Raw genomic sequence first — 26,777 nt, 5'->3', positions numbered from 1 at the left:
CTACAGGAGTGTTCACCGTGAGCCGCCTGCTATTGAATTGCGACATTGGCGAGAGCTTCGGCAGCTGGACCATGGGTCTGGATGCCGAGGTCATGCCCTTCATCGATTGCGCCAACGTCGCCTGCGGCTTCCATGCCGGCGATCCGAGCATCATGCGCAAGACCGTCAGCCTGGCGCTGAGCCACGGGGTCAAGATTGGCGCGCATCCGGCTTATCAGGATCTGGTCGGCTTCGGCCGCCGTTCCATGGCGTATTCAGCGCAAGAGCTGCAAGACATCCTGCATTACCAGATCGGCGCCCTCGACGGCATTTGCAAAGCGCAGGGCGGGCGGGTCAGCTACGTCAAACCGCACGGCGCGATGTACAACGACATGATGGCCAACCCGGCACAACTGCGTGCGGTGATTCAGGCCGTAGCAGATTACGATCGCAGCCTGCCGCTGATGTTGATGGCCACTCGCGACAACTCGGCTGCACAGCAAATTGGTGATGAGTATGGCGTGACGTTGTGGTTCGAAGCCTTCGCCGACCGCGCCTATGACAGCGCCGGCAAACTGGTCTCGCGACAACTGCCGGGTGCGGTGCATCACGAGCCTGAAAAAATCATCGAGCAAGCGCTGACCATCGCCCGTGGCGAAAATCTCAAGGCCAGCGATGGCAGCGCCTTGCGCCTGCATGCCAACACCCTCTGCGTACACGGCGACAACGCCAGTTCGGTGGCCGCCGTGCAGCGTATTCGCGAGGCCTTGAATCAGCAGGACGCGCAATGAACCCAAGGATTGAAGTGGTGGCACTGGATTGCCTGATGCTGCGTCTGTTCGATGAAATCGCTGAGGCCAACATGCCATGGATGCTCGCCGCCAGTGAGCGCTTGCGTACGGTGTTTGGCGCGCAATTGATCGATCTGGTGCCGTCGTACACGACGTTGATGGTGCATTACGATTTGACGGTTTTGAGCCCGAATCAGGCGCGGGAATTGATCGCTGAGGCGCTGATTGATCTGTCGCCGAATTCACGATCCGCCGGTCAATGTCATGTGCTGCCGGTCTGGTATGACTTGAGCGTCGGGCCAGAGTTGAGCTTGCTGGCTGAACGCAGTGGGCTGGCAGTGGAGGAGGTGATCCGTCGCCACAGCGGCCGCGAATATCAGGTGTTCGCTCTCGGTTTTGCGCCCGGCTTTGCCTTCATGGGGCTGGTCGAAGAAATCCTCGCAGCGCCACGCTTGAACACCCCGCGCAAGAAAGTCGCGGCTGGCAGCGTCGGTATTGCTGAACGGCAAACGGCAGCCTATCCGGTCGTGTCTCCCGGTGGCTGGAACCTGATCGGTCGCACGCCAGCGAAACTGTTTGATCGTCATCGCGACGGCTACAGCCTGATGCAACCCGGCGACACTGTGCGTTTCGAGGCGGTCAGCCACGCCGAATTCATCCGCCTGGGCGGCGACGACACGCCATTGGAGGCGCAGGCATGAGCCGACTGACGATTGAGGCGAGTACGCCGCTGTGCCTGTTGCAAGACGCCGGGCGGTTTGGCGTGCGGCATCTGGGCGTGACCCAGGGCGGTGCGGCGGATTGGTGCTCGATGAGCTGGGCCAACTGGCTGCTGGGCAATGGGCCGGATGTGCCGGTGATCGAAATCACCCTCGGCGGGTTTGCGCTGATCGCCGAAGAGGATTGCTTGCTGGCGCTGGCCGGGGCGGATCTTGGCGCGCAGGTTGATGGTCAGCCGTTGGCGCCGTGGCGCAGTTTCAAATTGGGCAAAGGTCAGCGGTTGCAGTTCACGCAACCGCTGCTCGGCGCTCGGGCGTACCTGGCGGCGCCCGGTGGTTTTGTGGCGCCGAAGGTATTGGGCAGCAGTGCCACAGTGGTGCGCGAAGAGCTCGGCGGCCTCGATGGCATGGGCTTGCCATTGGCCAAGGGTTCGGCGCTGAGTTATCACGGAGAATCGCTGTATGTTCGCGAGGTGCCTGTGGATTTACGGCCGGATCTGAAATCGAATGCGCCGCTGGATCTGGTGCTCGGCGCACAGATCGGTCAGTTCAGCGGGCAGAGTCTGTTTGATGTGTTTAACAGTGCGTGGACGCTGGACAGTCGCGCGGATCGCATGGGCATTCGTTTGCTGGGCAAGGCGTTGGAATATCAAGGCCAGCCGATGATTTCCGAGGGGATTCCGTTGGGCGCGGTGCAGGTGCCACCGGACGGGCAGCCGATTGTGTTGCTCAATGATCGGCAGACGATTGGTGGCTATCCACGGTTGGGGGCATTAACGCCGTTGGCGTTGGCGCGGTTGGCGCAGTGCCTGCCGGGGGCGCAGGTGCGGTTGCGGCCGGTGGTGCAAGACGTTGCGCATCGTGAGCATGTCGATTATCTGCAGCGCTTTAAACATACCTAGAAGCATCGCGAGCAGGCTCACTCCTACAGGGGAACGCATTCCAAATGTAGGAGTGAGCCTGCTCGCGATAGCGTCCGCCCAGGCAAAGCAGATTATTTGGACAAAAACCGCATCCCTTCCTCAAGCCCACGCAGCGTCAACGGATACATCTGATCCTCGATCAAATCCCTCACGATATTGGTCGACGAGGTATACCCCCAGGTATCTTTCGGATACGGATTGATCCAGATGAGCTTCTTGTACTTCTCCATGAACCGCTGCATCCACACATAACCCGGCTCTTCGTTCCAGTGCTCGACACTGCCGCCAGCCTGGGTGATTTCATACGGCGCCATCGCTGCGTCACCAATGAAAATCACCTTATAGTCAGCGCCGTACTTGTGCAGCAGATCCTGCGTCGAGGTGCGCTCGGAAGTGCGGCGCATGTTGTTCTTCCACACCGACTCATAAACGAAGTTGTGGAAGTAGAAGTACTCCAGATGCTTGAACTCGGTCTTGCAGGCCGAGAACAGCTCCTCGCAGATCTTGACGTGGGCGTCCATCGAGCCGCCGATATCGAACAGCAACAACAGCTTCACCGTGTTGCGGCGCTCCGGGCGCATCTGGATATTCAGCAATCCGGCGTCGCGAGCGGTGTGGTCGATGGTGCCGTCGATATCAAGTTCTTCCGCCGCGCCCTGGCGAGCAAATTTACGCAGTCGACGCAGAGCGACTTTGATATTGCGCGTGCCCAGTTCCACCGAGTCATCAAGGTTCTTGTATTCGCGCTGATCCCAGACTTTTACCGCTTTGCCCTGGCGCTTGCCGGCATCGCCCACCCGAATGCCTTCCGGGTTGAAACCGCCGGAACCGAACGGGCTGGTGCCACCAGTGCCAATCCACTTGTTGCCGCCGGCGTGGCGTTCCTTCTGTTCTTCCAGACGCTTCTTGAATTCTTCGATCAGTTTGTCGAGACCGCCGAGGGACTGGATTTGCGCGCGTTCCTCGTCGCTCAGCGAGCGCTCGAACTCCTTGCGCAGCCAGTCTTCGGGAATCAGCGCCTGCAAGTGATCGTCGAGCTTTTCCAAGCCATTGAAGTAGGCGCCGAACGCACGGTCGAATTTGTCGAAATGGCGTTCGTCCTTCACCAGAATCGCCCGCGACAAGTAATAGAACTCGTCCATGTCGGCGAAGGTCACGCGCTGTTTCAGCGCGTTGATCAGGTCGAGCAACTCGCGCACCGACACCGGCACCTTTGCGGCACGCATTTCATTGAACAGGTTGAGCAACATGGCATCAGCCTCTTAGCGAGAACCGCGACGGCTCATGAACGCCAGACGCTCAAGCAGTTGCACGTCCTGTTCGTTCTTCACCAAAGCACCGGCCAGTGGCGGAATGGCCTTGGTCGGATCGCGTTCGCGCAGCACGGCTTCGCCAATATTGTCGGCCATCAGCAGTTTCAGCCAATCGACCAGCTCGGAAGTCGACGGCTTCTTCTTCAGGCCCGGCACCTTGCGTACATCGAAGAACACGTCCAGCGCTTCGCTGACCAGATCCTTCTTGATGTCCGGGTAATGCACGTCGACGATTTTCTGCAGGGTCGGACGATCCGGGAAGGCGATGTAGTGGAAGAAGCAGCGGCGCAGAAAGGCGTCCGGCAGCTCTTTCTCGTTGTTGGAGGTAATGATGATGATCGGGCGCTTCTTGGCCTTGATGGTCTCGTCGATCTCGTAAACGTAGAACTCCATCTTGTCGAGTTCTTGCAGCAGGTCGTTGGGGAACTCGATGTCGGCCTTGTCGATTTCGTCGATCAGCAGAATGACCCGCTCTTCGGACTCGAAAGCCTCCCACAGCTTGCCTTTCTTCAGGTAGTTGCGCACGTCGTGGACTTTTTCAGTGCCCAGCTGCGAGTCGCGCAGACGGCTGACCGCATCGTACTCGTACAGGCCCTGATGGGCCTTGGTGGTGGACTTGATGTGCCAGGTGATCAATTTGGCGTTGAACGATTCAGCCAGTTGCTCGGCGAGCATGGTCTTGCCGGTGCCCGGCTCGCCCTTGACCAGCAGCGGCCGCTCCAGGGTGATGGCGGCGTTGACCGCCAGCTTCAGGTCATCGGTGGCGACGTAGGCCTGGGTGCCTTCGAACTTCATCTGCTAATCCTCGAACGGTAACGCCGACCTGAACGGGCAGGGCGGGGGCGAAATAATCGGATGCCCGACTATAACGCGCAGGCCGGTCGACTGTGAACGCAGACGGCTTATTCAGTCTCTGAATGGGGCGTCACATGTTGACTCAGTCTCGGCGCATGGCCAGTATTCAGGTATCGCCGATTTGGCGATAGCCTCTGGGGCATGACGACTAAATACCGATTTCGCGAAAAATACCGCATTCAGTTGCGCGAGAAGGATCACCCGCCACCCCATGTTCACCTGATCGGTGGAGGGGTAGATGTGATGCTGAGTCTTGAGACCGTTGAAGTGATGACGGGCAAGGCGCCGCCACTGATTATCAAAGAAGCGCTGGCGTGGGTTGCCTCCCATCAGGCGCAACTGCTGGAGGACTGGAAACGATGTTACCCATGAAACGGCCTCGCCTATCTACTGTGAGCGCACTGCCAGACTATCGGTTGGCACTGACCTTTATTGATGGTCAAGAGCTGACACTTGATCTGGAACGCGATGTTCACGCTTATCCAGGTCTACGACCATTACTTGATCCCGAAGTGTTTGCGACGGCGGCATTGGACGACGACGGCTGGACGGTCGAGTGGCTTGAACCCGATATTCAGATTGGCGCAGATACACTTTATATGGATGCGCTGGCTCAGAATGCGCCTGATGAAAACACTCGGATTTTCATTGAATGGCGCGCCCGGACGGGCCTTTCGCTCAATCAGGCCGCTGAGGCGTTGGGTATCAGTGCTCGTAGTATCAGCCGCTACAGCAATGGTCGTGAAGCGGTGCCGCGCTCTTTGGCGCTAGCGTGCTTGGGATGGGACTCTTTGCAGCAGCAGTCGACAATGGCAGCAGAAGAGTCCGGTCGCTATATCGTCAATCGAAAGCCCTAACCTGCATCCGGTTTAGGCCGCTCATACCGCGCATTAAAGGCCTGCACAAAACCATTACGCAAAATCTGCAAAAACGCTTCAAACGCGCTGATATTTTGCTGATGCACATTGCCGCTCAGCTCAACCTTGGTCGCGAACTGGTTTTTTGCCTGATTCTTCAGCACGGTTTCCGTGCCGCCGACCAGCGCTTCCCAGACGGAGCGGAAGATGCTTTTGTTCTTGTTTTCCACGTCCTGCTGCCAGTTGAAGACTTCTACGTCGCGCAACAGCGGTTTGATGTAGCCGTTGACTTGCGCCTTTTTGGCTTTGGCTTCGATGACCACGTCACCGTGGCCGGCATTGAAATCGAACTTGCCGTAGGCCGAGGCGAAGTCATTCATGCTTTTGAGTTCGATGTCTTTGGCACGCAGGCGGAATTCGAAGTCTTCGAAATTGCTCAACGGATCGAAGGTGGCGGTGGTTTCCAGCGGCGCGTGGCCGAGTAGCAAGGCTTTGCCTTCGAAACGGGCGTCGCGTTTACCTTCCTTGTCGACCACATTGGTCAGGTTGTAGATGCTCGCGTTGACGTCAGTGGCATTCATGTTCACCGGCGGTTTGGAGTTGAAGTTACGGAAACTGATACGACCATCGTTGATCTGCACTTCGTCGAGGGTGATTGGCAACAACTTGCCCAACTGCTCACGCCAGTCGGTGCCTTGACCGGTTTGGGAATTCTGTTTGTTGGCGCCACCGTCGACGAAGTTGATTTCAGGTTTGAAGAACTTCACTTGAGCGACGACGGCATGGTCGTACCACAGCGAGTGCCAACTGACTGAAAGGTCGATCAACGGCGCATTGACGAACGGCACCGGTACTTTGCCGTCGACTTTGACGATCTTCAGGCCGTTGATTTTGTAGGCGCCGCGCCACCACGCCAGGTCAACATCGGTGATCTGGCCACGGTAATCGCCCATATTCGCCAGTTTGTCGTTCAGGTAGTCGCGTACCACGTAAGGCAGGGCGATGTGCAGTGCGATCAGCAGCACGACGATTCCCGCAAAAGTCCATAACGGCCAGCTGTAGCGACGTTTCATGGTGACAATTCCCGAACGATGTAAAGCGATTGACTACTGTGTGTTGCAGACGTTCGCCCCGACTGGACTGTGCTGGGCAACAGGCATACCTTGGAGCGCTGAATTCAACGCTGCATAAGGACCCAGCCATGAGCCGTATTTTTGCCGACAACGCCCATTCCATCGGTAACACACCGCTGGTGCAGATCAACCGTATTGCGCCGCGTGGCGTGACCATTCTGGCCAAGATCGAGGGGCGCAACCCCGGTTATTCGGTCAAGTGCCGGATCGGCGCCAACATGATCTGGGACGCCGAAAGCAGCGGCAAACTCAAGCCGGGCATGACCATCGTCGAGCCGACCTCGGGTAATACCGGTATCGGTCTGGCGTTTGTGGCCGCCGCTCGCGGTTACAAGTTGATGCTGACCATGCCGGCTTCCATGAGCATCGAGCGCCGCAAAGTGCTCAAGGCCTTGGGCGCTGAACTGGTGCTGACCGAGCCAGCCAAGGGCATGAAGGGCGCGATCGAGAAGGCCGCTGAAATCGTCGCCAGCGATGTCGATAAATACTTCATGCCGGCGCAGTTCGATAACCCGGCCAACCCGGCGATTCATGAAAAAACCACCGGCCCGGAAATCTGGAACGACACCGACGGCGCTGTCGACGTGTTGGTGGCGGGTGTCGGCACCGGCGGAACCATCACTGGCGTTTCGCGGTATATCAAGAATACCCAGGGCAAACCGATTCTTTCCGTGGCCGTGGAGCCGGTGTCCTCTCCGGTGATCACCCAGGCGCTGGCCGGTGAAGAGATCAAGCCCAGCCCGCACAAGATTCAGGGCATTGGTGCCGGTTTTGTGCCGAAAAACCTCGATCTGTCGATGGTGGATCGGGTTGAGCTGGTGACTGACGAAGAGTCCAAGGCCATGGCCCTGCGCCTGATGCAGGAAGAAGGCATTCTCTGCGGGATTTCGTGTGGCGCAGCGATGGCCGTGGCCGTGCGTCTGGCAGAAACCCCGGAAATGCAGGGCAAAACCATTGTGGTGATTCTGCCGGACTCGGGCGAGCGTTATCTGTCGAGCATGTTGTTCAGCGACCTGTTCACCGAGCAGGAGACCCAGCAATAAGTCGCAGCCTGCAGCAGTTCCTGGATATTCAATCCGTCGCTGTAGGAGCTGCCGCAGGCTGCGATCTTTTGATCTTCATGATTCAGGTCAGCCAAGGTTCAGGATCGTTATGTTAATAAGCGCTTTGTTGCGCAATCCTTAACACTGAATCTTGGCTGAAGCGGGTTTTTCCCGAAGCCGGTAGTGTTTATCATGGCCGGCTGCCATGCCGGGTAAATGGCATTGTGCAGCGTTGTCTTTATTCAAGGAGTTGTTGATGACCTTTTCGTTTGCCGCCAAGGCGTTCGTGCTGTTGCTGTTTCTGGGCAGCACGCTCTATGTGCATTTGCGCGGCAAGGCGCGTTTGCCGGTACTGCGTCAGTTCGTCAACCATTCGGCGCTGTTCGCCCCGTACAACGCTTTGATGTACATGTTTTCCGGCGTGCCGTCGAAGCCTTACCTGGATCGCAGCAAATTCCCGGAACTGGATGTACTGCGCGACAACTGGGAAACCATTCGCGACGAAGCGATGCACCTGTTCGACGAGGGCTACATCCGCGCCGCCGAGAAGAACAATGACGCCGGTTTCGGGTCGTTCTTCAAAAAGGGCTGGAAGCGTTTCTACCTCAAGTGGTACGACAAACCGCTGCCGTCGGCCGAAACCCTGTGCCCGAAAACCGTGGCGCTGGTCAGTGCGATTCCCAACGTCAAGGGCGCCATGTTCGCGCTGTTGCCGGGCGGTAGTCATCTCAACCCACACCGCGATCCGTTTGCCGGCTCCTTGCGCTATCACCTCGGTCTGTCGACACCCAACTCCGACGATTGCCGGATCTTCGTCGACGGTCAGGTCTACGCCTGGCGCGACGGTGAAGACGTGATGTTCGACGAGACCTACGTGCACTGGGTGAAGAACGAAACCGAAAAGACCCGGGTGATTCTGTTCTGCGACGTCGAGCGACCACTGAGCAACCGTTTCATGACCCGCATCAACCGAACCATCAGCGCTTGGCTCGGCCGTGCGACCGCACCGCAGAACCTCGATGATGAACGCGTCGGCGGGATCAACCAGGCTTACGCCTGGAGCAAGACCTTCAGCGACAAGTTCAGCGGAGTGGTCAAACAGTGGAAGCGCCGCAACCCCAAGGCCTACCGCATCATGCGTCCGGTATTGGCCGTTGTGGTACTGACGTTGTTGGGCTATTGGCTGTTTGGGTAAAGTCGGTCTCGTTTAAAGGAACCGCTCTAAATGAGCGGTTTTTTTATGCGGGTCAAAACTGTTACAACGCACCACTGCCATCTGCCAGCCGTTAAACTCTCACGCGCAAGCTCTCAATGAAGGCGCAGCACCCGCAGTGTGCTGCCATACACCCCATGGAATAGGCGACTCCCCTTGAATCAATCCCTCAAGCCTGGCGAAAACACCTTCCTGGACCTGCCCAATGGGCACGTCGTGGTCACTCATGCCGCAGGCGACAATCTGGACGTGAACCTCACGGCGTTTCTCGTCACTGAGGCCGGCAAGGTCACCAGTGACAGCGACATGGTGTTTTTCAACGCACCGGAACATGCGTCCGGCGCCGCCATGTTCATCGCACCGGTCACACAGAGCGGCATTGTCAGCCACCGCATCGGTTTTGATCTTTCGCGCATGCCGGCGGGTATCACCAAGATCGCCATCACCCTGACTCAGGATGGCAGTGGTGGTTTTGCCGCTGTAAAGGACCTGCGCGCCCAAGTGGTCGTCGGCGATCAGGTTCTGGAGCTCGCGCCGGGTAGTTTCACCCAGGAAACGGGCATTATCGTGCTCGATCTGTACGTGCGAAACGGCCAGTGCAAGGCGCGTTCGGTATGGCAGGGTTTTGCCTCGGGACTGGCCGGGCTGTGCGGCCTCTACGGGGTGGATGTTGAAGAAGAAGCGCCAGCGGCTCCCGCTGCCAAACCGGTGAACATTACCAAGTCACTGATCACCCTCGACAAGCCGGGCACCAGCCACAAGGTCTCCCTGGAAAAAGGCCCGTCGGCACCGAAAGTCATCCGCGTCAGCGCGACCTGGGTGGATAACGGCGATGATGACGACAATGACGATCTCGACCTCCGGATCGGCATTCTGCGCCCCGATGGCCGAATGTCCTTCATCCAGGCTCCGGACAAGAGTGGCGCCTTCGATATCGATCCTTTCGTGTTCCACACCGGCGACGTGGTCAGCGCCAGCGATTCGGCACCGGCCATCGAAACAGTCGACATCAACCCGGCCATCTCCCCGCAAATGGGTGGCAAGGTTGCGTTGGTTTGCAGTGTCTATTCTGCGCTGGACAACGGCGCCGTTTCGGTGGCTTCGCTGAAACCGAAAATGCGCATGGAGTACGGCAATCAGGTTGTCGAGTGCGCTTTCGAATTCCAGGACGATGAATTCAGCAGCACGGTCTACACCTACGTGATCGGTTTGATCGAGATCGACCTTGATCACATTGAACTGAGTCCCTCCGGCATCACATCAGAGAGCACGAGCGAAGCGACCCCGTGGCTCACACGCCAGGGCGACAAGCTGGTGCTGACCATGGACGGGCCTGAGGTGTTCAAAGGCTATCCGCCGGAGAACAGTGGTAGTAAACGTTACGTCTGAGTGCCAGGGACGACTTGTCGCTGAGACTGAATGTAGCCACATATAAACCGCTCCAGTGGAGCGGTTTATCACCAGAGTATTTACAGACGACCTGCTGCGAGTACGTTGGGCTCTTTGGTTTCGGTACCCGTTATAAGGATTTGCAGTAGTCGCTGTTGACTGGCAGTCAGCCTGACATCGGCATCTTTTTTGGCGCTTAAAGGTCCGCCTGGTCTGATGGATGACTTTTTAACCGGCTTGTTCACGTTTTCACCAGTGCTGATCATTAATTGAGCAGTTTTCACGATACGCGGTTCCCTACGTTTTTGACAAGGCATCCCTGTGCATCAAAGCGGAAGCTAAGTTCTTGATAATGGGAAATTGCACCCACCAAAGGTTCCTGAACCTCTAGTACCTCACTGCCGATGATCCGCGCGTACTGTTCAATCACGATCAGTGCCAGCGTTCCAATTCGGTTTTTCAGTGGGTGAGCCTCTCCCGAACGCCCCTCCAGACGAACGATTCGAATTCTCCTGCGACTGTTGTTCGGATTTGCGAAACACAGCCCACACAACTCATCTTCAAACCAGATCGAAAAGTCCAGTGACAGCGGCTCTCGAGCTTTCCATGTCATGACTTCACGCCAACAGAATTGCGGTGTCTCCCAGCGTAACGAGGCATTCACTGCAAGAGTGTCGATGGGTTCGAAGCGTACCTTCGACAAATCGGTGACGGCACGTTTTTCTCGTTCCAGTTGATGCTGGAGTAGAGCAATACTGCTACTTGCCTGTTTTCTAGCCATTGATCTGTACAGCTGATATCGAAGTTGAGTTCTTTCCCTTGGCATGTGATTTCGTACATTCCCTGTCCCCCCATAGTCGGGCATCGCCTTGCAACCCAGCCTATTCACCTCCCACCCAGCTGTCGCTACCGGCCCTTTGCCCAAGTCATTGCAATCTGTGTTCCTGGCTGGTTATATTCAGCCCTCGTGAGCCAGTCGGTTCACTCACCTCAACCTCAAAAAAGATCTGCACTCATGCCTGCATCCCACATCAACGCGGTAGTCGATTCAGCGGTCAACGCTGGCGTCGTGCCGTGCGGGAATCAGCAGCCACAGCAGATCAGTCATTACCCCCCACCTGTCAGTAGCACGCCGGTGTGCGCAGTCGTATCACCGCCGGGTGTTGGCGTTTCGGGCTGATCGGCGTTTTTTGCTGACCCCTGTGCCCGCCTGAAAAAACCTACTGAACTTCAGCTTCGGCTGAGTTGGCTTTTTGCCTGACTACAGGTGGTATTCATGTTTGTCCTTTCGAAAAAATCCGCGCTCGCGGCGGCGTCCACGAGCCTGTTCGTTCTGCTGTGGAGCAGCGGGGCGATCTTCTCCAAATGGGGCCTGGCTCACGCTTCGCCATTTGCCTTTCTGCTGATCCGCTTTGCGATCGCCCTGTGCGGGCTGGTGCTGCTGGCGCCGTTACTCAGGCTGAAGTTGCCCAAGACTGGCCGGCCGATGCTGTATGCGATTGCCACCGGCGTGGTGTTGCTCGGGGCCTATCAGATTTTCTATTTGCTGGCGCTGAACAGCAAAGTCACGCCGGGGGTGATGGCAACCATCATGGGCGTGCAGCCGATTCTCACCGTTGTGTTGATGGAGCGGCAGCGCTCGGCGAGCCGGATGTTCGGGCTGGCGCTGGGGCTGGCGGGGCTGATCATGGTGGTTTACCAGGGCATCGGCCTGGCCGGGATGTCCTGGACGGGGATGCTCTTCGGACTGCTGGCGCTGGCGAGCATGACCCTCGGTTCGATCATGCAGAAACGCATCACCGACAATCCGCTCGGCACGTTGCCGGTGCAGTATCTGGCGGGGCTGTTGTTGTGCGGGATTTTTGTGCCGTTCCAGCCGTTCCACTTTGAGCACAGCACCGGTTTTATCGTGCCGGTGTTGTGGATGGGGCTGGTGGTCTCGGTGCTGGCGACACTGCTGCTCTATCGCCTGATTGCGCGGGGCAATCTGGTGAACGTCACCAGCCTGTTCTATCTGGTCCCGGCGGTGACCGCGGTGATGGATTACCTGATTTTCGGCAATCGTCTGGCAGCACTGAGTGTGCTGGGGATGCTGTTGATCATCATCGGTCTGGCATTCGTATTCCGTAAACCCAAGTAACGCCAACCCCTGTAGGAGCTGCCGCAGGCTGCGATCTGTTGATCTTGTGGTTAAAAACAACATCAAAAGATCGCAGCCTGCGGCAGCTCCTACCGGGCGTTCACCTCAACTGATTTTGCCGTCGCAGGCTTCAACACCAGCCACAACGCGATCGCAATCAACACCCCGCCGTAGATGTGCGCCATCGACAGCGGCTCATCCAGCAACAACGCCCCCCACAGCACGCCGAACGGCGGAATCATGAAGGTCACGGTCATTGATTTCACCGGGCCGATGGAGCTCAGCAGGCGGAAGTAAACGATGTAGGCAAACGCCGTGCACCCCAGACCCAGGCCAAGCAACGACAGCCAGACATTCCAGCCACCCCAGCTGACGGGCGGCTGAGTGGCCACGCTGTAGGCAAACAGCGGCAGCAGGAACAGTGTCGCCCCGAGCATGCTGCCCAAGGCGGAAAGACGGCTGTCCAATCCACCGGCCTGATCCAGCCAGCGCCGTGCGAGGAATCCGGCAAAGCCATAACAGGTGGTCGCCAGCAGGCAGGCGAGGGCGCCCATCAGCAGTTGCATGTCGAATGCCACGGGACCGGCGCGCGTCAGCACACCGACACCGAACAGGCCGAGAAACACTCCGCCGAGTTTCGCGGCGGTGAGTTTTTCACTGAAGAACAACCCGCCAATCAGCACGCCCATCAATGGCGTGGTGGCGTTGAAAATTGCTGAATAGCCAGCCGGCAGCACCTGCGCGGCCACCGAGTACAACGTTGCCGGAATGCCTGAGTTGATCACGCCGAGCAGCATTACGGTTTTCAGTTTGCCTTTGAAATCCCAACTGATGCGCATCAGCCCGAGAATCACCAGCAGGCCGACGGCGGCTATCGACACGCGAAAGAATCCGGTCGGAATCGTGCCGATCACTGGCGCAATAATGCGCATGAACAGAAAACTCGCGCCCCAGATGGCCGCCAGCGACAACATACGGAAAATATCGAGAGGGCTCACGGCGGTCTCCTTCCAGAATCGGGACGAGAGTGTTGCCGAGCGCCCTGATGAAGGCAACCGCTATTCGGGCATGCAACTTTTTGCTCAGATTACAAAACGCGTGACCAGCCCGTTGAGGTCAACGGCCAGGCGCGACAGTTCCTGACTGGCGGCAGAGGTCTGCGTGGCGCCGGCAGCGGTTTGCGTCGACAGATCGCGGATGGTCACCAGATTTTCATCGACCTCGCGGGCCACCAGTGCCTGCTGCTCGGCGGCGCTGGCGATCACCAGATTGCGTTGATTGATCTGCGCAATCGATGCGGTGATTTTCTCCAGGGCCTGCCCGGCACTGTTGGCGCGGCGCAAGGTTTGCCCCGCCTGCTCGGCACTACTTTGCAGCGCCCCGACAGTGGCGCCGGTGCCTTGCTGGATGCTGCTGATCATCAGCTCGATTTCTTCGGTGGAGTTCTGTGTGCGTTGCGCCAGCGAGCGCACCTCATCGGCGACCACCGCGAAACCGCGCCCGGCCTCACCGGCGCGCGCCGCTTCGATCGCGGCGTTGAGCGCCAACAGATTGGTCTGCCCGGCAATCCCGCGAATCACTTCCAGCACTTTGCTGATGTCCTGCGCCTGTGTGGCCAAGCCTTCAGCTTGCTCGGACGCGCCGAGCACGGCGCTGACCAGTTCTTGAATCGAGCTGATGGTTTCGCTGACCTGCACATGGCCGTGCTTGCTGTCCTCGTTCGACGCCTCGGACGCCTCGGCGCTGGACACCGCGTTGGCCGCGACTTCATCCACTGCCGTACTCATCTCGGTCACGGCGGTGGCGGCCTGTTCGATTTGATCGTTCTGCCGCTGCAGGCCACGGGTGCTTTGTTCCATCACCGAACTCATTTCCTCGGCAGCGGAAGCCAGTTGCTGCGCCGATTCGCTGATACCGCGAATGGTCGAGCGCAGATTGCCCTGCATCTCGGCGAGGGCGTCGAGCAACTGCGCGGCCTCGTCTTTACCGCTGCTGGCAATCGCGCCACTGAGGTTGCCGGCGGCAATGCGTCGCGCCACCTCCAGCGCCTGATTGATCGGCGTGGTGATGCTGCGAGTCAGCGCCCAGGCCAGCAGCAGGGTGGCGATCAACGCGACCACGATGATCGTCGCGACAATCCACAGTGCCCGCTGATACATCGCCGCCGCTGCTTCGGCCGCGGCATCGGCGCCTTGCTGATTGAGCGTGATCATTGCCTCCAGCGTCTTGTCGAGCACTGCGCCCTGCGGCGCCAATTCGTTGTTCAAACGGGCGGAAGCCTGTTCGTTCTGGCCTGCGTCGATCTGGCTGACGATCTGATCGAGGATGCTCAGGTATTTGCCGACGGCGATACTCAAGCTGTCGAGCATTGCCTGTTCTTCATCACTGGCAATCAAGGCCTTGTGGTCGCTGAGGCGTTTGAGCAGTTCTTCACGCTGCGCCTTGAGAATGCCTTTGCTTCTGTCTCGACTGGCTGCCTGGGTATTGGCCGTCAGGCGCAACGATTCGAGACGGATGCTGGCGATGTTCGCCGCCGCGTCATGAATGCTTTCGATGCTCGGCATCCATGATTCTTCGATCACCGCTGCGCTCTCGCGCAGGGTCTTCATCTGGGCAAGCCCGAACAGGCCAACCACCACCAGCAGACCGGCCAAAACGGCAAAACTCAAACTGGCGCGCAAACCGATGCGCAGATTGCGGATAGACATCTTTGTGCTCCTTGATCTTTGAGGGAGAGGTCGTCCTCGTCAGCGAGGATCTTGTTTTGCGGGGGGTGATGGCGGGATGTATATCAAAGTGCCACTATTTTGGTAAGACCAATCCGGGTGGTGTCACGAAGCATCGCCCCGTTGCGGGAAAACCGCGGGCTAGAGAGGTGCACTGGTAATTGTCTGCCAAGGCCGGTTATTTCGCGGGCTGGCGCAAAGGCACCCGCGAGACTGAACAGGTGATTTTTTGACCGAACGGTCGATTTAAAAAACTTTGCAAAAAACTGTGTCGGATTCAAAGGCCCCTTCGCGAGCAAGCTTGGCTCCTACAGGATCGTTGTACGAACTTGCCGTGCTTTTGGCAGAAATTGCACTTCACCTGTGCCCGCATCCGTGGCTAAGCTCAGGCACAGATTTCCAAACGCACGCCGAGGTCTCCTTTATGCCGCAGCAATGGCCAGCCACCGACATCGCCCGCATGATCCTCGATGGCTTTGACGATTACCGCGAGCATTTCCGGCGGATCACGGATGGCGCCCGCGAGCGCTTCGAGCAGGCACGCTGGCAGGAGACCCAAACCGCGTCGGCGGCGCGGATCAACCTTTACGAAGAAAAAGTCGGCGAAACCATCGCCCGTCTGCGCGAATATTTCGATGATGAAACGCTGATGAATGTCAGCTGCTGGCCGCTGGTGAAAAGCGCCTATATCAGCGTCATCGACCTGCGTTTCGACGATGAGCTGTCCGAGACCTGGTACAACTCGATTTTCTGCGGCCTGTTCAGCCATGACCTGATCAGCGACGGCTGCATGTTCATTCACACCACACGCCCGAGCCTGCGCCGTGCCCGCGCCGCGCAAACCCGCACGTACAAGCCGCAGGGCCAGTTGTCGGGGATGCTCGCGAGCATTTTTGCCGACTACCGTTTCAGCGAGGATTACGCTGATTTGCCCGGCGACCTGCGGCGTCTCGAAGCGCAACTGCGCGAGAACCTGCCGGACTGGGTGTGCAAGGACCCGGAGCTCAGCGTCGAGTTGTTTTCCTCGGTGCTCTACCGCAACAAGGGCGCGTATCTGGTCGGGCGCATCTACACCCGCGACGAACAGTGGCCGCTGGTGATTCCGCTGCTGCACCGCGAAGGGCGCGGGATTCAGATCGATGCGTTGATCACTGACGAAGCCGACGTGTCGATCATCTTCTCGTTCACCCGTTCTTACTTCATGGTCGATGTGCCGGTGCCGGCGGAGTTCATCGGCTTCCTGCGGCGCATCCTGCCGGGCAAGCACATCGCCGAGCTGTACACCTCGATCGGTTTCTACAAGCACGGCAAATCCGAATTCTATCGTGCGCTGATCAATCACCTGGCCAACACCGACGATCAATTCATCATGGCCCCCGGTGTGCGCGGCATGGTCATGAGCGTGTTCACCCTGCCGGGCTTCAACACCGTGTTCAAGATCATCAAGGACCGGTTCTCGCCGTCGAAAAACGTCGACCGAGCGACGGTGATCGAAAAGTACCGACTGGTGAAAAGTGTCGACCGGGTAGGGCGGATGGCCGATACCCAAGAGTTCGCCGATTTCCGTTTTCCGCTGAGCAAGTTCGATCCGGCGTGTCTTGAGGAATTGCTGGAAGTCGCGCCATCGACGGTATCGGTCGAAGGCGAAACCGTGCTGATCCGCCACTGCTGGACCGAGCGGCGAATGACCCCGCTCAATCTCTACCTGGAAAACGCCAACGACGCCCAGGTGCGCGAGGCGCTGGAGGATTACGGCCTGGCGATCAAGCAACTGGCGGCGGCGAATATCTTTCCCGGCGACATGCTGCTGAAGAACTTTGGCGTTACTCGTCACGGCCGCGTGGTGTTTTACGACTATGACGAGATCTGCTTTCTGACCGAGGCCAACTTCCGGCACATCCCGGCGCCGCGCACCCCGGAGGACGAAATGGCCTCGGAACCGTGGTACTCGATCGGGCCACTGGATGTGTTCCCCGAGGAATTTCCGCCGTTCCTGTTTGCTGATTCGGGGCAGCGCAAGTTGTTCGATCAACTGCATGGCGAGTTGTACAACGCCGATTACTGGAAGAGCCTGCAGGAGGCGATTCGCGCCGGCAAAATCATCGACGTCTTCCCGTACCGCCGCAAAGGCCTCGATAACGAATAACTCCCCCTGAATACATTGTGGCGAGGGGATTTATCCCCGATGGGGTGCGAAGCACCCCCAAAACCATTCAACTCAGACGCTTCAGATCGACGTTGATATCCAGTCGGCGACTGCTGCGCAGCCGATCGGGGATAAATCCCCTCGCCACAAGAGCACCTCGCAGTCGTGTTCGGTGCCGCAAATCTGCGACAATCGGCCCCCTGCACAAATAGACGACCGAATTGCCTACCCGATGACCGACGAATCGCCCTCCATCGACAAACTGCTGAAAAACCTCGACCACGCCATGCTTGCCGACCGTCACCGGCTGCGGCGGCAGTTGCTTGAGCTGCGCAAGAAACCTGACGAGGCCAAACTGGCCCAGTGGGTGACGCGCATGCAGGCGTCCTGTGATCAGGTGCTGGCGCGCAAGGCCAGCCTGCCGGTGATTCGTTACGACGACAGTTTGCCGATTGCCGCCAAGCGCGACGAAATCAAAAAGGCGCTGGAAAAGCACCAGGTGCTGATCATCGCCGGCGAAACCGGTTCGGGTAAAACCACCCAGTTGCCGAAAATCTGTCTGGAGATCGGGCGCGGCCAGCATGGCTTGATCGGCCATACCCAGCCACGCCGGATTGCTGCGCGCAGCGTCGCCAGCCGTGTTGCCGAAGAACTTGGCACGCCGCTCGGGTCGCTGGTCGGCTATCAGGTGCGTTTTGAAGATCAGAGCGATGCCAACACCCTGATCAAGCTGATGACCGACGGCATCCTGCTCGCGGAAACCCAGAACGATCGCTACCTCGAACGCTACGACACGATCATCGTCGACGAAGCCCACGAACGCAGCCTCAACATCGACTTCCTGCTTGGTTACCTGAAAACCCTGCTGCCGCGTCGTCCGGATCTGAAAGTCATCATCACCTCGGCGACCATCGATCTGGAGCGTTTTTCCAAGCATTTCGACGATGCGCCGATTGTTGAAGTCTCCGGCCGTACCTTCCCGGTCGATACCTGGTATCGCCCGCTGACGCTGGAGCAGGACGAGGAGGGCAACCGCGTCGAGGATGACCTGACGGTGGATCAGGCGATCCTCGCCACCCTTGATGAAATCGCCGCTTACGAGCGCAGCGAACGCCGCAGTCCGGGTGATGTGCTGGTGTTCCTGCCGGGCGAGCGCGAGATTCGTGACGCTGCCGACATGCTGCGTAAAGCCCAACTCAAACACACTGAAATTCTGCCGCTGTACGCGCGCCTGTCTCCGGCCGAGCAGCAGCGGATTTTCCAGTCGCACCCGGGCCGTCGCGTGGTGCTGGCAACCAACGTTGCCGAGACGTCGCTGACCGTGCCGGGCATCCGTTACGTGATCGACAGCGGCACCGCGCGCATCAGCCGTTACAGCTACCGCGCCAAGGTGCAGCGCCTGCCGATCGAGGCGATTTCCCAGGCCAGCGCCAATCAGCGAAAAGGTCGCTGCGGCCGGGTCGAGCCGGGCATCTGCATTCGTTTGTACAGCGAAGAAGATTTCCTCGGTCGCCCGGAATTCACCGATCCGGAGATTCTGCGCACCAACCTCGCCGCTGTAATTTTGCAGATGCTCCATCTACGGCTTGGCGAGATCACCGCATTCCCGTTCATCGAGCCGCCGGACGGCAAAGCGATCAGCGACGGGTTCAATCTGCTGCAAGAACTCTCGGCAGTGGATCGCAACAGCCAGCTGACGCCGCTCGGTCGCCAATTGGCGCGTTTGCCGGTCGACCCGCGCATGGGCCGCATGCTGCTTGAAGCGGCGAAACTCGGCAGCCTGCAGGAAGTGCTGATCGTCGCCAGTGCGATGTCGATTCAAGACCCACGCGAGCGGCCGCCGGAGCGTCAACAAGCGGCCGATCAGGCCCACGCGCAATGGAAAGACATTGACTCGGACTTCGCCGGATTGGTGAATTTATGGCGTGGTTTTGAAGAACAACGCCAAGCGCTGACAGCAAGCCCGTTGCGCAACTGGTGCCGGAAGAATTTCCTCAACTATCTGCGTCTACGCGAATGGCGCGATTCCCATCGCCAGTTGAGCCTGATCTGCCGCGACATGCAGCTCAGCGTTAATAAAGAGCCGGCGGATTACCCGAAACTGCACAAAGCGGTGTTGGTCGGTTTGCTCAGCCAGATCGGTCAGAAAACCGAGGACGGCGATTACCTCGGCGCGCGTCAGCGGCGCTTCTGGATTCACCCCTCGTCGGGCATCGGCAAGAAGCGCCCGCAATGGCTGATGACCGCCGAACTGGTGGAAACCACCAAGCTATACGCGCGCATGGTCGCCAAGATCGACGCCGACTGGATCGAGCCGCTGGCCGGGCACTTGATCAAGAAAAACCACTTCGAACCGCACTGGGAGAAGAAGCGCGGCCAGGTCGTGGCGTTTGAACAGATCACCCTGTTTGGATTGATCGTGGTCGGTCGCCGCCCGGTGCATTACGGCCCGGTCGATCCAGTGGTTTCGCGTGAGCTGTTTATCCGCGAAGGTTTGGTGCGCGGCGAGATTCAGTCGAAAGCCAAGTGTCTGAGCGCCAACAAACAACTGCTGGAACAACTCGACGAACTCGAAGCCAAGGCCCGTCGCCGTGACATTCTCGCCGACGAAGAAACCCTTTACGCGTTCTACGACGCGCGGCTGCCGGCGGAGATCCATCAGACCGCGACGTTCGACAGCTGGTATCGCATCAACAGTCAAAAAGATCCGCAGTTGTTGATCATGCGCGAAGAAGACGTGCTGGCCCGCGAGGCCAGTGAAGTCACCGCGCTGCACTACCCGGACACGCTGCACATCGGCGATCTGGAGTTGGCGCTGACCTATCACTTCGAGCCCAATCACCCGCGCGACGGCGTGACCTTGCGGGTGCCGGCGCCGCTGCTGCCGATGCTGCCGCCGGAGCGTCTGGAGTGGCTGGTGCCGGGGCTGATCGAGGCCAAGTGCATCGCCCTCGTGCGCAACCTGCCGAAAGCGCTGCGCAAGAACTTCGTGCCGGTGCCGGACTTCATCAAGGCTGCCTTGCAGCGCATGACCTTTGCCGAAGGTTCGTTGCCGCAAGCGCTGGGGCGTGAGCTGTTGCGCATGACCGGCGCGCGGGTCAGCGATGAAGCGTGGGCGGAAGCTGAGCAAGGGGTTGAAGGGCATCTGCGGATGAACCTGGAAATCGTCGACGCCCAGGGCAAGTTCCTCGGTGAAGGACGTGATCTGGCCGAGCTGACCGCGCGGTTTGCCGAAGCCAGTCAGGCCGCATTGGCGGTGCCGCAAACTGCGAAAAGTCAGCAGCCGGTCGAGGCCAAGGTCTTCGCGCCGGTGGCGGAAAAGACTCAACAGAAGATCGCCGGGCTGTCGATGACGGTGTATCCGGCGCTGGTTGAAGAGGGCGGCACGGTCAAGGAAGGGCGTTTCTCGACGCCGGCCGAGGCCGAATTCCAGCACCGTCGCGCGTTGCAGCGCTTGTTGATGCAGCAGTTGGCCGAGCCGGCGAAATTCCTGCGCAGCAAGTTGCCGGGGCAGACCGAATTGGGCCTGCTTTATCGCGATCTGGGTCGGGTCGATGCGCTGATCGAAGACATTTTGCTGGCCAGCCTCGACAGCTGCATTCTCGAAGGCGAAGACCCGTTGCCGCGTGACGGCGCCGGTCTGGCAGCGTTGGCGGAACGCAAACGCGGTGGCTGGACTGAGCACGCCGAACGCGTGGCGCGGCTGACGCTGGAAATTCTCAAGGTCTGGCACGCTCTGCAAAAGCGCTTCAAGGGCAAGATCGATCTGGCGCAGGCTGTGGCGCTGAACGACATCAAGCAGCAGATCAGCCATCTGGTGTATCCGGGGTTTGTCCGCGAAACGCCGATGCAGTGGCTCAAAGAAATCCCGCGTTATTTGAAAGCGGTCGAGCAGCGTTTCGAGAAGCTTGGCGCGCAGGTGCAGAAGGATCGCGTCTGGAGCGGCGAACTCGCCGGCCTCTGGGCGCAATACCAGGCCCGCGCGGCCAAACACGCGCAGGAAGGCAAGCGCGATCCGCAGCTTGAGCTGTACCGCTGGTGGCTGGAGGAATACCGGGTGTCGCTGTTCGCCCAGCAGTTGGGCACCAAGGTGCCAATCTCCGACAAACGCCTGAACAAACAGTGGAGCCAGGTAGAACCCTGATCTGGCGTAATCCCCCGATCCCTTGTGGCGAGGGGATTTATCCCCGCTCGGCTGCGCAGCAGTCGCAAAACCAACACTCTCGGTATGACTAATGAACCGAGGTGTCAGGTTTTGGGGCGGCTTCGCCACCCAACGGGGATAAATCCCCTCGCCACAAAAGTGCGCCCTTGCAGTGAATGGCGGTTGTGCTTGAGAAAGGCGCCAAATCCCTGCGTTTATGGCAAACTTCGCGACCATAAACGCCGGTTTCGCGACCCAGAGCCTTCGGCGATGTCGCGCAGCGGAATAAAGCGATGCCAGGTTTGTGTCCCCCGGTTGGGAATAGACCCTTTGTGTGTTGGTACGACGGTTCCAGCACTTTCTGCCTGAACAGATTAGAGAAACGACCATGCATAACGTCGTCATCAGCGGCACCGGCCTATACACCCCGGCCAACAGCATCTCCAACGAAGAGCTGGTGCAGTCTTTCAATACCTACGTCGCGCAGTTCAACGCCGACAACGCCCAGGCCATTGCCAGCGGCGAAGTCCAGGCCCTGACCGAATCCAGCGCCGCGTTCATCGAAAAAGCCTCGGGCATCAAGAGCCGCTTTGTCATGGACAAGGACGGCATCCTCGACCCGCAACGCATGGCCCCGCGCCTGCCGGAGCGTTCCAACGACGAATGGTCGGTGCTTTGCCAGATGGCCATCGGCGCTGCCGAACAGGCCCTGCAACGCGCCGGCAAAACCGCCGCGGACATCGACGGCGTGATCGTTGCCTGCTCCAACCTGCAACGCGCCTATCCGGCCATCGCCATCGAAGTTCAGGAAGCCCTGGGTATCCAGGGTTTCGGTTTTGACATGAACGTCGCCTGCTCCTCGGCGACTTTCGGTATTCAGGCCGCCGCCAACAGCGTGCAACTGGGCCAGGCCCGGGCGATCCTGATGGTCAACCCGGAAGTCTGCACCGGTCACCTGAACTTCCGTGACCGCGACAGCCACTTCATCTTCGGCGACGCCGCGACTGCGGTGATCATCGAGCGCGCTGAAACAGCGACGTCCAAGCACCAGTTCGACGTGGTCAGCACCAAACTGCTGACCAAGTTCTCCAACAACATCCGCAACAACTTCGGTTTCCTCAACCGTGCAGCAGAAGAGGGCGTCGGTGCCCGCGACAAGCTGTTCGTGCAGGAAGGCCGCAAGGTGTTCAAGGACGTCTGCCCGATGGTCGCCGAGCTGATCGGTGAGCATCTGCAAGAGAACCAGCTCAACGTTGGCGATGTGAAACGCTTCTGGCTGCACCAGGCCAACTTGAGCATGAACCACTTGATCGTGCGCAAACTGCTCGGTCGCGAAGCCACCGAAGAAGAAGCTCCGGTGATTCTCGACACCTACGCCAACACCAGCTCCGCCGGTTCGGTGATTGCGTTCCACAAGTATCAGGACGATCTGGCCGCCGGTTCGCTGGCTGTGCTGAGCTCGTTCGGTGCCGGTTATTCGATCGGCAGCGTGATTCTGCGTAAACGCTGATTGCGTTTTAAAAGATCGCAGCCTGCGGCAGCGCCTACACGGATGGTATGAAATCCGTTCTTGTAGGCGCTGCCGAAGGCTGCGATCTTTTGTTTTTAACGCTTTGCAAAGAGACGCCAATGGCCGCAATGGACGACACTCAACTGCTCGAACGCCTGTTGGCCGGCGAGCAAAAAGCTTTCAAGGAGTTGGTCAGCACTTACCAGAGCGCCATGCGCGCCGTGGCCTATGCGATTGTTGGCCAGCGTCATGTCGAAGAAGTGGTGCAGGACGCCTGGCTGTCGGTTGTGCGACACATCGCCAGTTTCGAAGGGCGTTCCAGTCTCAAGACCTGGCTGTTGACCATCACGGCCAACTCAGCCAAAAGCCGTTACAAACAAAATCGCCGCGAAGTGTTGATGGATGACCTGCCTTCGCCCCATGGCACCATCGACGACGAGCGCTTTTCTTCCGGCGACGGCCACTGGCTGATCGCCCCGTTCGCCTGGCACCAGGACACACCGGAAGCGCTGCTGACCGAGAGCGAGTTGCGCGACTGTCTGGAACACACGCTGTTGAGCCTGTCGGAACTGCAAAGCAGCGTTTTGCTGTTGCGTGAACGCCAGGGGCTGGAGTTGGAGGAGATCTGTAATCTTCTGGAGATCTCGCTCTCCAATGTCCGTGTGCTGCTGCATCGTGCGCGGCTGAAAGTCTTCGCGACCGTGGAGCATTTTGAGGAGACCGGGGAATGCTGACCTGTAAGGAACAAGTGGCGCGCTCCAGCGATTATCTCGATGGGCAATTGAGCTTTCGGGAAAAATTGATGGTGCGTCATCACTTGATGTTCTGCCCCAATTGCCGGCGATTCATTCGCCAGATGAAATTGATGCAAGCCACGCTGAAAGCGCTGCCGGAAAAACCGGAAGAGGGCGTGGACGCCTTGGCCGAACGCCTCGCCGAACAACGCCGCAAAGACCTGTAGGAGCTGCCGAAGGCTGCGATCTTTTGATCTTGTTTTTAAAGATCAAAAGATCGCAGCCTTCGGCAGCTCCTACGGGGGAATAGCAAGGTGCGGGTGAAACGAACGGATGATGGGGATCGTCCCGCCCGCACCGGGCTATAGGGTGAAGCGTTTTAGAACTTGGCTTCCGCGTCCAGCTGCAGAGTGTTGGCGTCCGCGTCACGCTGGGTTCGGCTGGCGAAGTCGGCCTTGGTCAGGAAGTACGTAGCGCCAATGGCAAAGTTCTTGTCGATGTCGTAACCGACCTTGAACTTGTGACCACGGGAACCGGTGGTGCCGTTGGCAAAGTCGGAGTCGGTGAAGGCACCGACCACGGCGTTGCGCTGCACGTCACGATAGTTGTAGTCGAGGTTCAGACCGAACACTTTCGACTTCGCACCGAGCAACCAGGCCGTGTCCTGATCGGTCACCGCATCGTTGTTCTTCACGTACTGACCGTAGAACGACAGTGGCATTGGCAGGCCGCCGATGTCGAGCTGGCTGAAGCCTTCATACAGACGGAATTCGTTGTTGGCCGAGTTGCCGTTGACGGCCAGGGCGCACGGTGTGGAAGTCCCGGTGCAGCGGCTGTCTTCGTCGTTCTGGTAGGCGTAGACGCTGCCGCCCAGGGTCATTTTCAGATTGTCAGTGATATTGAAGCGGCTACCTAACTGGCCGGCAGTCAGGCGCAGGTCGTGACGGAATTGCACGCCATCGCCGTCGACGTTGTCTTTGAGGTTGTAGTTGCCCAGGCTACCGAACAGTTCGGCGCTGCTGCCCAGTGGATATTTGTAGGTGACAGCCAGACCTTCCGGGTTGATGTCGCTGTCCCAGATGACGTCGCCCATGCTGACCCACGGTTGCAGCATCTTGCCGCCGATAATGTGCAGGTTCTTGATCTGATCCGGGTGGTAGTCGATGTAGCCCAGATCGAGCCAGATCTGCTTCTTGTCGAAGTAGTTGTCCTGGTCCTGGTTGGTCGAACGAGCGTCGTCGCCGCCGCCGGTGGCGATACGGATGCCGGTGTCGACTTGCGGGTTGATCTCGGTGTAGGCGCCGAGACGGGCACGGATGCGCTGACGATCCTTGTCGCGGCCGCCGTTGTTCGGTTCGCCGTCGATCTTGATGGTTTCCTGACGGATACGCACATCGCCCTTGAACTGGGTCTTCGCAGCCCAGGCCAGTTTCTGGTCGAAGGCACTTTGTTCGTTGCTTTTCTTCGCGACCGCCGCAACTTGTTCGTTGGTCTCTTGCTGCGCCTGTTGCGCGATTTGCTGAGCCTTCTGATCCTTGGCCAGTTCAGTTTGCAGTTCAACGTACTGCGCCTGGGAAATCGAACCGTTAGCCTTGAGCATGTCGAGCAGTTTGGCGTCGACTGCAGCACTGGCCGGAACGCTCATGGCCAGTAACAGGCCACCGCACAGGGCCGCCGCAGTTTTCGTGGAAGCAAGACGCATAGCAATCTCCGAAGATGAGAGGGGATGGCTGAACCATCCTGGGCACAACCGACGGTTTTAGCGTCGGAAAACAGTGTCCGGGTAGAACCCGGCGCTCTAAAAACAGGCGCCAGTATCGCGATGGTTTATGACAGCGCAGTGGCACAGTGATGGCAGCTTGATGACGATGTGCAACGGCCGTGAACTATTGATCTAGAGCGCTGTCGGCCGAATGCGGGTGTGCAATGCCGCACAATCAGCGATACTCGCCGGGCGCTGAAGTCCTGTTGTGGAGAGCTCCTCGATGCCGTTGCAATGCCTGCAAAACCTGTCAGAAATCGCCCCGGCGACATGGGACGCACTGGTACCGGACAATCAGCCGTTTCTGCGCCATGCCTTCCTCAGCGCGCTGGAAGACAGTGGCTGCGTTGGCCCGCACACCGGGTGGCAACCGGAGCATTTGCTGCACATTGAGGGCGGACGACTGATTGCCGCGCTGCCCAGCTATCGCAAATGGCATTCCTATGGCGAGTACGTGTTCGATCACGGCTGGGCCGACGCCTGCGCCCGTGCCGGCATCGATTACTACCCCAAGTTGTTGACCGCTGTGCCGTTCAGTCCGGTCAGCGGCCCGCGTTTGTTGGCAGCCAATGTCGAAGACGGTTTTGAGCTGCTGAAAAGCCTGCCGAGCTATCTGGAAATCGAAGGGCTTTCCGGCGCACACATCAACTTCACCGACCCGTTCACCGATGCGGCGATGGCCGAGCAACCGGGCTGGCTGCAGCGCATCGGCTGTCAGTACCACTGGCAGAATCGTGGTTACCGCGACTTTCAGGATTTTCTCGACGTGCTCGCTTCGCGTAAGCGCAAGCAGATGCGCAAAGAGCGCGAGCAAGTGGCGGGGCAGGGCTTCGAGTTCGAGTGGCTGGAGGGGCGCGAGCTGGACGAGGCGCAGTGGGATTTCGTCTATGCCTGTTACGCCAACACTTACGCGGTGCGCCGACAAACGCCGTACCTGACGCGGGAATTCTTCAGTTTGTTGGCCGAGCGCATGCCTGAAGCGATTCGCGTGGTGCTGGCCAAACAGGGTTCACGGCCGGTGGCGATGGCGTTCAGCCTGGTTGGCGGCGACAGTTTCTACGGGCGATATTGGGGTTGCCTGGCCGAGTTTGACCGGTTGCATTTCGAGACGTGTTTTTATCAGGGCATGGAGTATGCGATCGCCCAGGGTTATCAGCGATTCGATGCGGGCGCTCAGGGTGAACACAAACTGATTCGTGGTTTCGAACCGGTGATCACCCACTCGTGGCATTACCTGCGCCATCCGGGCTTGAAAGCCGCAGTCAAAGACTTCCTCCAGCAAGAGCGCGCCGGCATCCTCGCCTACGCCGAAGAAGCAAAATCCGCCTTGCCCTACCGCCAAACCTGAATCCCATGTAGGAGCTGCCGAAGGCTGCGATCTTTTGATCCTGGTTTTTAAA

Annotated in this window: 23 protein-coding genes; 15 read left to right on the top strand and 8 right to left on the bottom strand. The window is 58.8% G+C overall.

Annotated elements, in window-relative coordinates; all coding sequences use genetic code 11:
- The first annotated feature begins 17 nt into the window (after positions 1–17).
- From ACZZ0B_RS18710 to ACZZ0B_RS18700, 3 genes are read left to right on the top strand one after another with little or no spacing between them, the layout of a single operon-like run.
- Complete coding sequence (locus tag ACZZ0B_RS18710) at positions 18–770, top strand: 5-oxoprolinase subunit PxpA (protein ID WP_463545963.1); 753 nt, start codon at positions 18–20, stop codon at positions 768–770.
- On the top strand, positions 767–1,471 hold the full coding sequence (pxpB, locus tag ACZZ0B_RS18705) for a 5-oxoprolinase subunit PxpB (protein ID WP_463545962.1): 705 nt from the start codon (positions 767–769) through the stop codon (positions 1,469–1,471). Before ACZZ0B_RS18710 ends, pxpB begins: the two co-directional genes overlap by 4 nt.
- Positions 1,468–2,391, top strand: coding sequence for a 5-oxoprolinase subunit C family protein (locus ACZZ0B_RS18700; protein ID WP_463545961.1), 924 nt, complete (start codon positions 1,468–1,470; stop codon positions 2,389–2,391). Before pxpB ends, ACZZ0B_RS18700 begins: the two co-directional genes overlap by 4 nt.
- A gap of 92 nt (positions 2,392–2,483) precedes the next feature.
- Here the strand turns inward: ACZZ0B_RS18700 and ACZZ0B_RS18695 are convergent, their stop codons facing one another.
- Complete coding sequence (locus ACZZ0B_RS18695) at positions 2,484–3,662, bottom strand: vWA domain-containing protein (RefSeq protein WP_008085921.1); 1,179 nt, start codon at positions 3,660–3,662, stop codon at positions 2,484–2,486.
- A 12-nt stretch (positions 3,663–3,674) separates the two neighbouring features.
- On the bottom strand, positions 3,675–4,520 hold the full coding sequence (locus tag ACZZ0B_RS18690) for an AAA family ATPase (protein ID WP_064119651.1): 846 nt from the start codon (positions 4,518–4,520) through the stop codon (positions 3,675–3,677).
- Between the two features lie 201 nt (positions 4,521–4,721).
- On the opposite strand from ACZZ0B_RS18690, the gene ACZZ0B_RS18685 reads away from it, so the two are divergent.
- On the top strand, positions 4,722–4,952 hold the full coding sequence (locus ACZZ0B_RS18685) for a DUF4160 domain-containing protein (RefSeq protein ID WP_440096295.1): 231 nt from the start codon (positions 4,722–4,724) through the stop codon (positions 4,950–4,952).
- Positions 4,940–5,437 (top strand): helix-turn-helix domain-containing protein, encoded by a 498-nt coding sequence (locus tag ACZZ0B_RS18680; RefSeq protein WP_440096294.1) that lies wholly within the window; start codon positions 4,940–4,942, stop codon positions 5,435–5,437. Before ACZZ0B_RS18685 ends, ACZZ0B_RS18680 begins: the two co-directional genes overlap by 13 nt.
- Here the strand turns inward: ACZZ0B_RS18680 and ACZZ0B_RS18675 are convergent.
- Entirely contained in the window at positions 5,434–6,510 is a 1,077-nt protein-coding gene (locus tag ACZZ0B_RS18675) for a DUF748 domain-containing protein (RefSeq protein ID WP_008085924.1), read from the bottom strand. The genes ACZZ0B_RS18680 and ACZZ0B_RS18675 overlap by 4 nt on opposite strands.
- A 128-nt stretch (positions 6,511–6,638) precedes the next feature.
- Here ACZZ0B_RS18675 and cysK point away from each other — a divergent pair, with 128 nt between their 5' ends.
- The 3 genes from cysK (at position 6,639) to ACZZ0B_RS18660 (ending at position 10,215) form a co-directional block, all read left to right on the top strand.
- Positions 6,639–7,613 carry a cysteine synthase A gene (gene cysK, locus ACZZ0B_RS18670; RefSeq protein ID WP_008085926.1) on the top strand — a complete coding sequence of 325 codons (975 nt, stop codon included), beginning with the start codon at positions 6,639–6,641 and terminating at the stop codon, positions 7,611–7,613.
- A gap of 256 nt (positions 7,614–7,869) precedes the next feature.
- Entirely contained in the window at positions 7,870–8,808 is a 939-nt protein-coding gene (locus ACZZ0B_RS18665) for an aspartyl/asparaginyl beta-hydroxylase domain-containing protein (RefSeq protein WP_463545960.1), read from the top strand.
- Between the two features lie 174 nt (positions 8,809–8,982).
- Positions 8,983–10,215, top strand: coding sequence for a TerD family protein (locus ACZZ0B_RS18660; protein ID WP_463545959.1), 1,233 nt, complete (start codon positions 8,983–8,985; stop codon positions 10,213–10,215).
- 80 nt (positions 10,216–10,295) lie between these two features.
- Here ACZZ0B_RS18660 and ACZZ0B_RS18655 read toward each other — a convergent pair whose 3' ends face one another.
- Together ACZZ0B_RS18655 and ACZZ0B_RS18650 are read right to left on the bottom strand one after the other, a co-directional pair.
- Complete coding sequence (locus tag ACZZ0B_RS18655) at positions 10,296–10,499, bottom strand: hypothetical protein (RefSeq protein WP_238552730.1); 204 nt, start codon at positions 10,497–10,499, stop codon at positions 10,296–10,298.
- The gene (locus ACZZ0B_RS18650; RefSeq protein ID WP_463545958.1) at positions 10,496–10,996 is read right to left on the bottom strand and encodes a hypothetical protein; all 501 of its coding nucleotides are present in this window, start codon (positions 10,994–10,996) and stop codon (positions 10,496–10,498) included. Before ACZZ0B_RS18650 ends, ACZZ0B_RS18655 begins: the two co-directional genes overlap by 4 nt.
- 495 nt (positions 10,997–11,491) lie before the next feature.
- Here ACZZ0B_RS18650 and ACZZ0B_RS18645 point away from each other — a divergent pair, with 495 nt between their 5' ends.
- Positions 11,492–12,355, top strand: a complete 864-nt coding sequence (locus tag ACZZ0B_RS18645; RefSeq protein ID WP_463545957.1) for a DMT family transporter — start codon at positions 11,492–11,494, stop codon at positions 12,353–12,355.
- A gap of 89 nt (positions 12,356–12,444) precedes the next feature.
- Here ACZZ0B_RS18645 and ACZZ0B_RS18640 read toward each other — a convergent pair whose 3' ends face one another.
- Both ACZZ0B_RS18640 and ACZZ0B_RS18635 read right to left on the bottom strand, forming a co-directional pair.
- Entirely contained in the window at positions 12,445–13,353 is a 909-nt protein-coding gene (locus ACZZ0B_RS18640; RefSeq protein WP_463545956.1) for a DMT family transporter, read from the bottom strand.
- A gap of 84 nt (positions 13,354–13,437) precedes the next feature.
- On the bottom strand, positions 13,438–15,063 hold the full coding sequence (locus ACZZ0B_RS18635) for a methyl-accepting chemotaxis protein (RefSeq protein ID WP_463545955.1): 1,626 nt from the start codon (positions 15,061–15,063) through the stop codon (positions 13,438–13,440).
- A 442-nt stretch (positions 15,064–15,505) separates the two neighbouring features.
- Here ACZZ0B_RS18635 and aceK point away from each other — a divergent pair, with 442 nt between their 5' ends.
- The 5 genes from aceK (at position 15,506) to ACZZ0B_RS18610 (ending at position 23,842) form a co-directional block, all read left to right on the top strand.
- Positions 15,506–17,227 carry a bifunctional isocitrate dehydrogenase kinase/phosphatase gene (gene aceK, locus ACZZ0B_RS18630; protein ID WP_440096287.1) on the top strand — a complete coding sequence of 574 codons (1,722 nt, stop codon included), beginning with the start codon at positions 15,506–15,508 and terminating at the stop codon, positions 17,225–17,227.
- 232 nt (positions 17,228–17,459) lie between these two features.
- Positions 17,460–21,371, top strand: a complete 3,912-nt coding sequence (hrpA, locus tag ACZZ0B_RS18625) for an ATP-dependent RNA helicase HrpA (RefSeq protein WP_463545954.1) — start codon at positions 17,460–17,462, stop codon at positions 21,369–21,371.
- Between the two features lie 388 nt (positions 21,372–21,759).
- The gene (locus ACZZ0B_RS18620; RefSeq protein ID WP_158835475.1) at positions 21,760–22,881 is read left to right on the top strand and encodes a beta-ketoacyl-ACP synthase III; all 1,122 of its coding nucleotides are present in this window, start codon (positions 21,760–21,762) and stop codon (positions 22,879–22,881) included.
- 119 nt (positions 22,882–23,000) lie between these two features.
- On the top strand, positions 23,001–23,615 hold the full coding sequence (locus ACZZ0B_RS18615; protein WP_008086874.1) for an RNA polymerase sigma factor: 615 nt from the start codon (positions 23,001–23,003) through the stop codon (positions 23,613–23,615).
- Positions 23,609–23,842, top strand: coding sequence for an anti-sigma factor family protein (locus ACZZ0B_RS18610; protein ID WP_463545953.1), 234 nt, complete (start codon positions 23,609–23,611; stop codon positions 23,840–23,842). Before ACZZ0B_RS18615 ends, ACZZ0B_RS18610 begins: the two co-directional genes overlap by 7 nt.
- 152 nt (positions 23,843–23,994) lie before the next feature.
- Here ACZZ0B_RS18610 and ACZZ0B_RS18605 read toward each other — a convergent pair whose 3' ends face one another.
- Positions 23,995–25,317, bottom strand: coding sequence for a putative porin (locus ACZZ0B_RS18605; protein WP_008086417.1), 1,323 nt, complete (start codon positions 25,315–25,317; stop codon positions 23,995–23,997).
- Positions 25,318–25,600: 283 nt separating this feature from the next.
- On the opposite strand from ACZZ0B_RS18605, the gene ACZZ0B_RS18600 reads away from it, so the two are divergent.
- The gene (locus ACZZ0B_RS18600) at positions 25,601–26,725 is read left to right on the top strand and encodes a GNAT family N-acetyltransferase (protein ID WP_463545952.1); all 1,125 of its coding nucleotides are present in this window, start codon (positions 25,601–25,603) and stop codon (positions 26,723–26,725) included.
- Positions 26,726–26,777: the final 52 nt, after the last annotated feature.

The organism is Pseudomonas sp. AC247 (assembly GCF_979258015.1).
This window is presented reverse-complemented; position numbering and strand designations above follow the sequence as displayed.

What these genes read in the sequence shown, in the direction of transcription:
- ACZZ0B_RS18620 (WP_158835475.1), top strand. Translation starts at nt 21,760, where the DNA reads ATGCATAACGTCGTCATCAGCGGCACCGGCCTATACACCCCGGCCAAC.
- pxpB (WP_463545962.1), top strand. Translation starts at nt 767, where the DNA reads ATGAACCCAAGGATTGAAGTGGTGGCACTGGATTGCCTGATGCTGCGT.
- ACZZ0B_RS18615 (WP_008086874.1), top strand. Translation starts at nt 23,001, where the DNA reads ATGGCCGCAATGGACGACACTCAACTGCTCGAACGCCTGTTGGCCGGC.
- cysK (WP_008085926.1), top strand. Translation starts at nt 6,639, where the DNA reads ATGAGCCGTATTTTTGCCGACAACGCCCATTCCATCGGTAACACACCG.
- hrpA (WP_463545954.1), top strand. Translation starts at nt 17,460, where the DNA reads ATGACCGACGAATCGCCCTCCATCGACAAACTGCTGAAAAACCTCGAC.
- ACZZ0B_RS18690 (WP_064119651.1), bottom strand. Translation starts at nt 4,520, where the DNA reads ATGAAGTTCGAAGGCACCCAGGCCTACGTCGCCACCGATGACCTGAAG.
- ACZZ0B_RS18635 (WP_463545955.1), bottom strand. Translation starts at nt 15,063, where the DNA reads ATGTCTATCCGCAATCTGCGCATCGGTTTGCGCGCCAGTTTGAGTTTT.
- ACZZ0B_RS18605 (WP_008086417.1), bottom strand. Translation starts at nt 25,317, where the DNA reads ATGCGTCTTGCTTCCACGAAAACTGCGGCGGCCCTGTGCGGTGGCCTG.
- ACZZ0B_RS18650 (WP_463545958.1), bottom strand. Translation starts at nt 10,996, where the DNA reads ATGGCTAGAAAACAGGCAAGTAGCAGTATTGCTCTACTCCAGCATCAA.
- ACZZ0B_RS18675 (WP_008085924.1), bottom strand. Translation starts at nt 6,510, where the DNA reads ATGAAACGTCGCTACAGCTGGCCGTTATGGACTTTTGCGGGAATCGTC.
- ACZZ0B_RS18665 (WP_463545960.1), top strand. Translation starts at nt 7,870, where the DNA reads ATGACCTTTTCGTTTGCCGCCAAGGCGTTCGTGCTGTTGCTGTTTCTG.
- ACZZ0B_RS18685 (WP_440096295.1), top strand. Translation starts at nt 4,722, where the DNA reads ATGACGACTAAATACCGATTTCGCGAAAAATACCGCATTCAGTTGCGC.
- ACZZ0B_RS18610 (WP_463545953.1), top strand. Translation starts at nt 23,609, where the DNA reads ATGCTGACCTGTAAGGAACAAGTGGCGCGCTCCAGCGATTATCTCGAT.
- ACZZ0B_RS18680 (WP_440096294.1), top strand. Translation starts at nt 4,940, where the DNA reads ATGTTACCCATGAAACGGCCTCGCCTATCTACTGTGAGCGCACTGCCA.
- ACZZ0B_RS18700 (WP_463545961.1), top strand. Translation starts at nt 1,468, where the DNA reads ATGAGCCGACTGACGATTGAGGCGAGTACGCCGCTGTGCCTGTTGCAA.
- ACZZ0B_RS18695 (WP_008085921.1), bottom strand. Translation starts at nt 3,662, where the DNA reads ATGTTGCTCAACCTGTTCAATGAAATGCGTGCCGCAAAGGTGCCGGTG.
- aceK (WP_440096287.1), top strand. Translation starts at nt 15,506, where the DNA reads ATGCCGCAGCAATGGCCAGCCACCGACATCGCCCGCATGATCCTCGAT.
- ACZZ0B_RS18645 (WP_463545957.1), top strand. Translation starts at nt 11,492, where the DNA reads ATGTTTGTCCTTTCGAAAAAATCCGCGCTCGCGGCGGCGTCCACGAGC.
- ACZZ0B_RS18600 (WP_463545952.1), top strand. Translation starts at nt 25,601, where the DNA reads ATGCCGTTGCAATGCCTGCAAAACCTGTCAGAAATCGCCCCGGCGACA.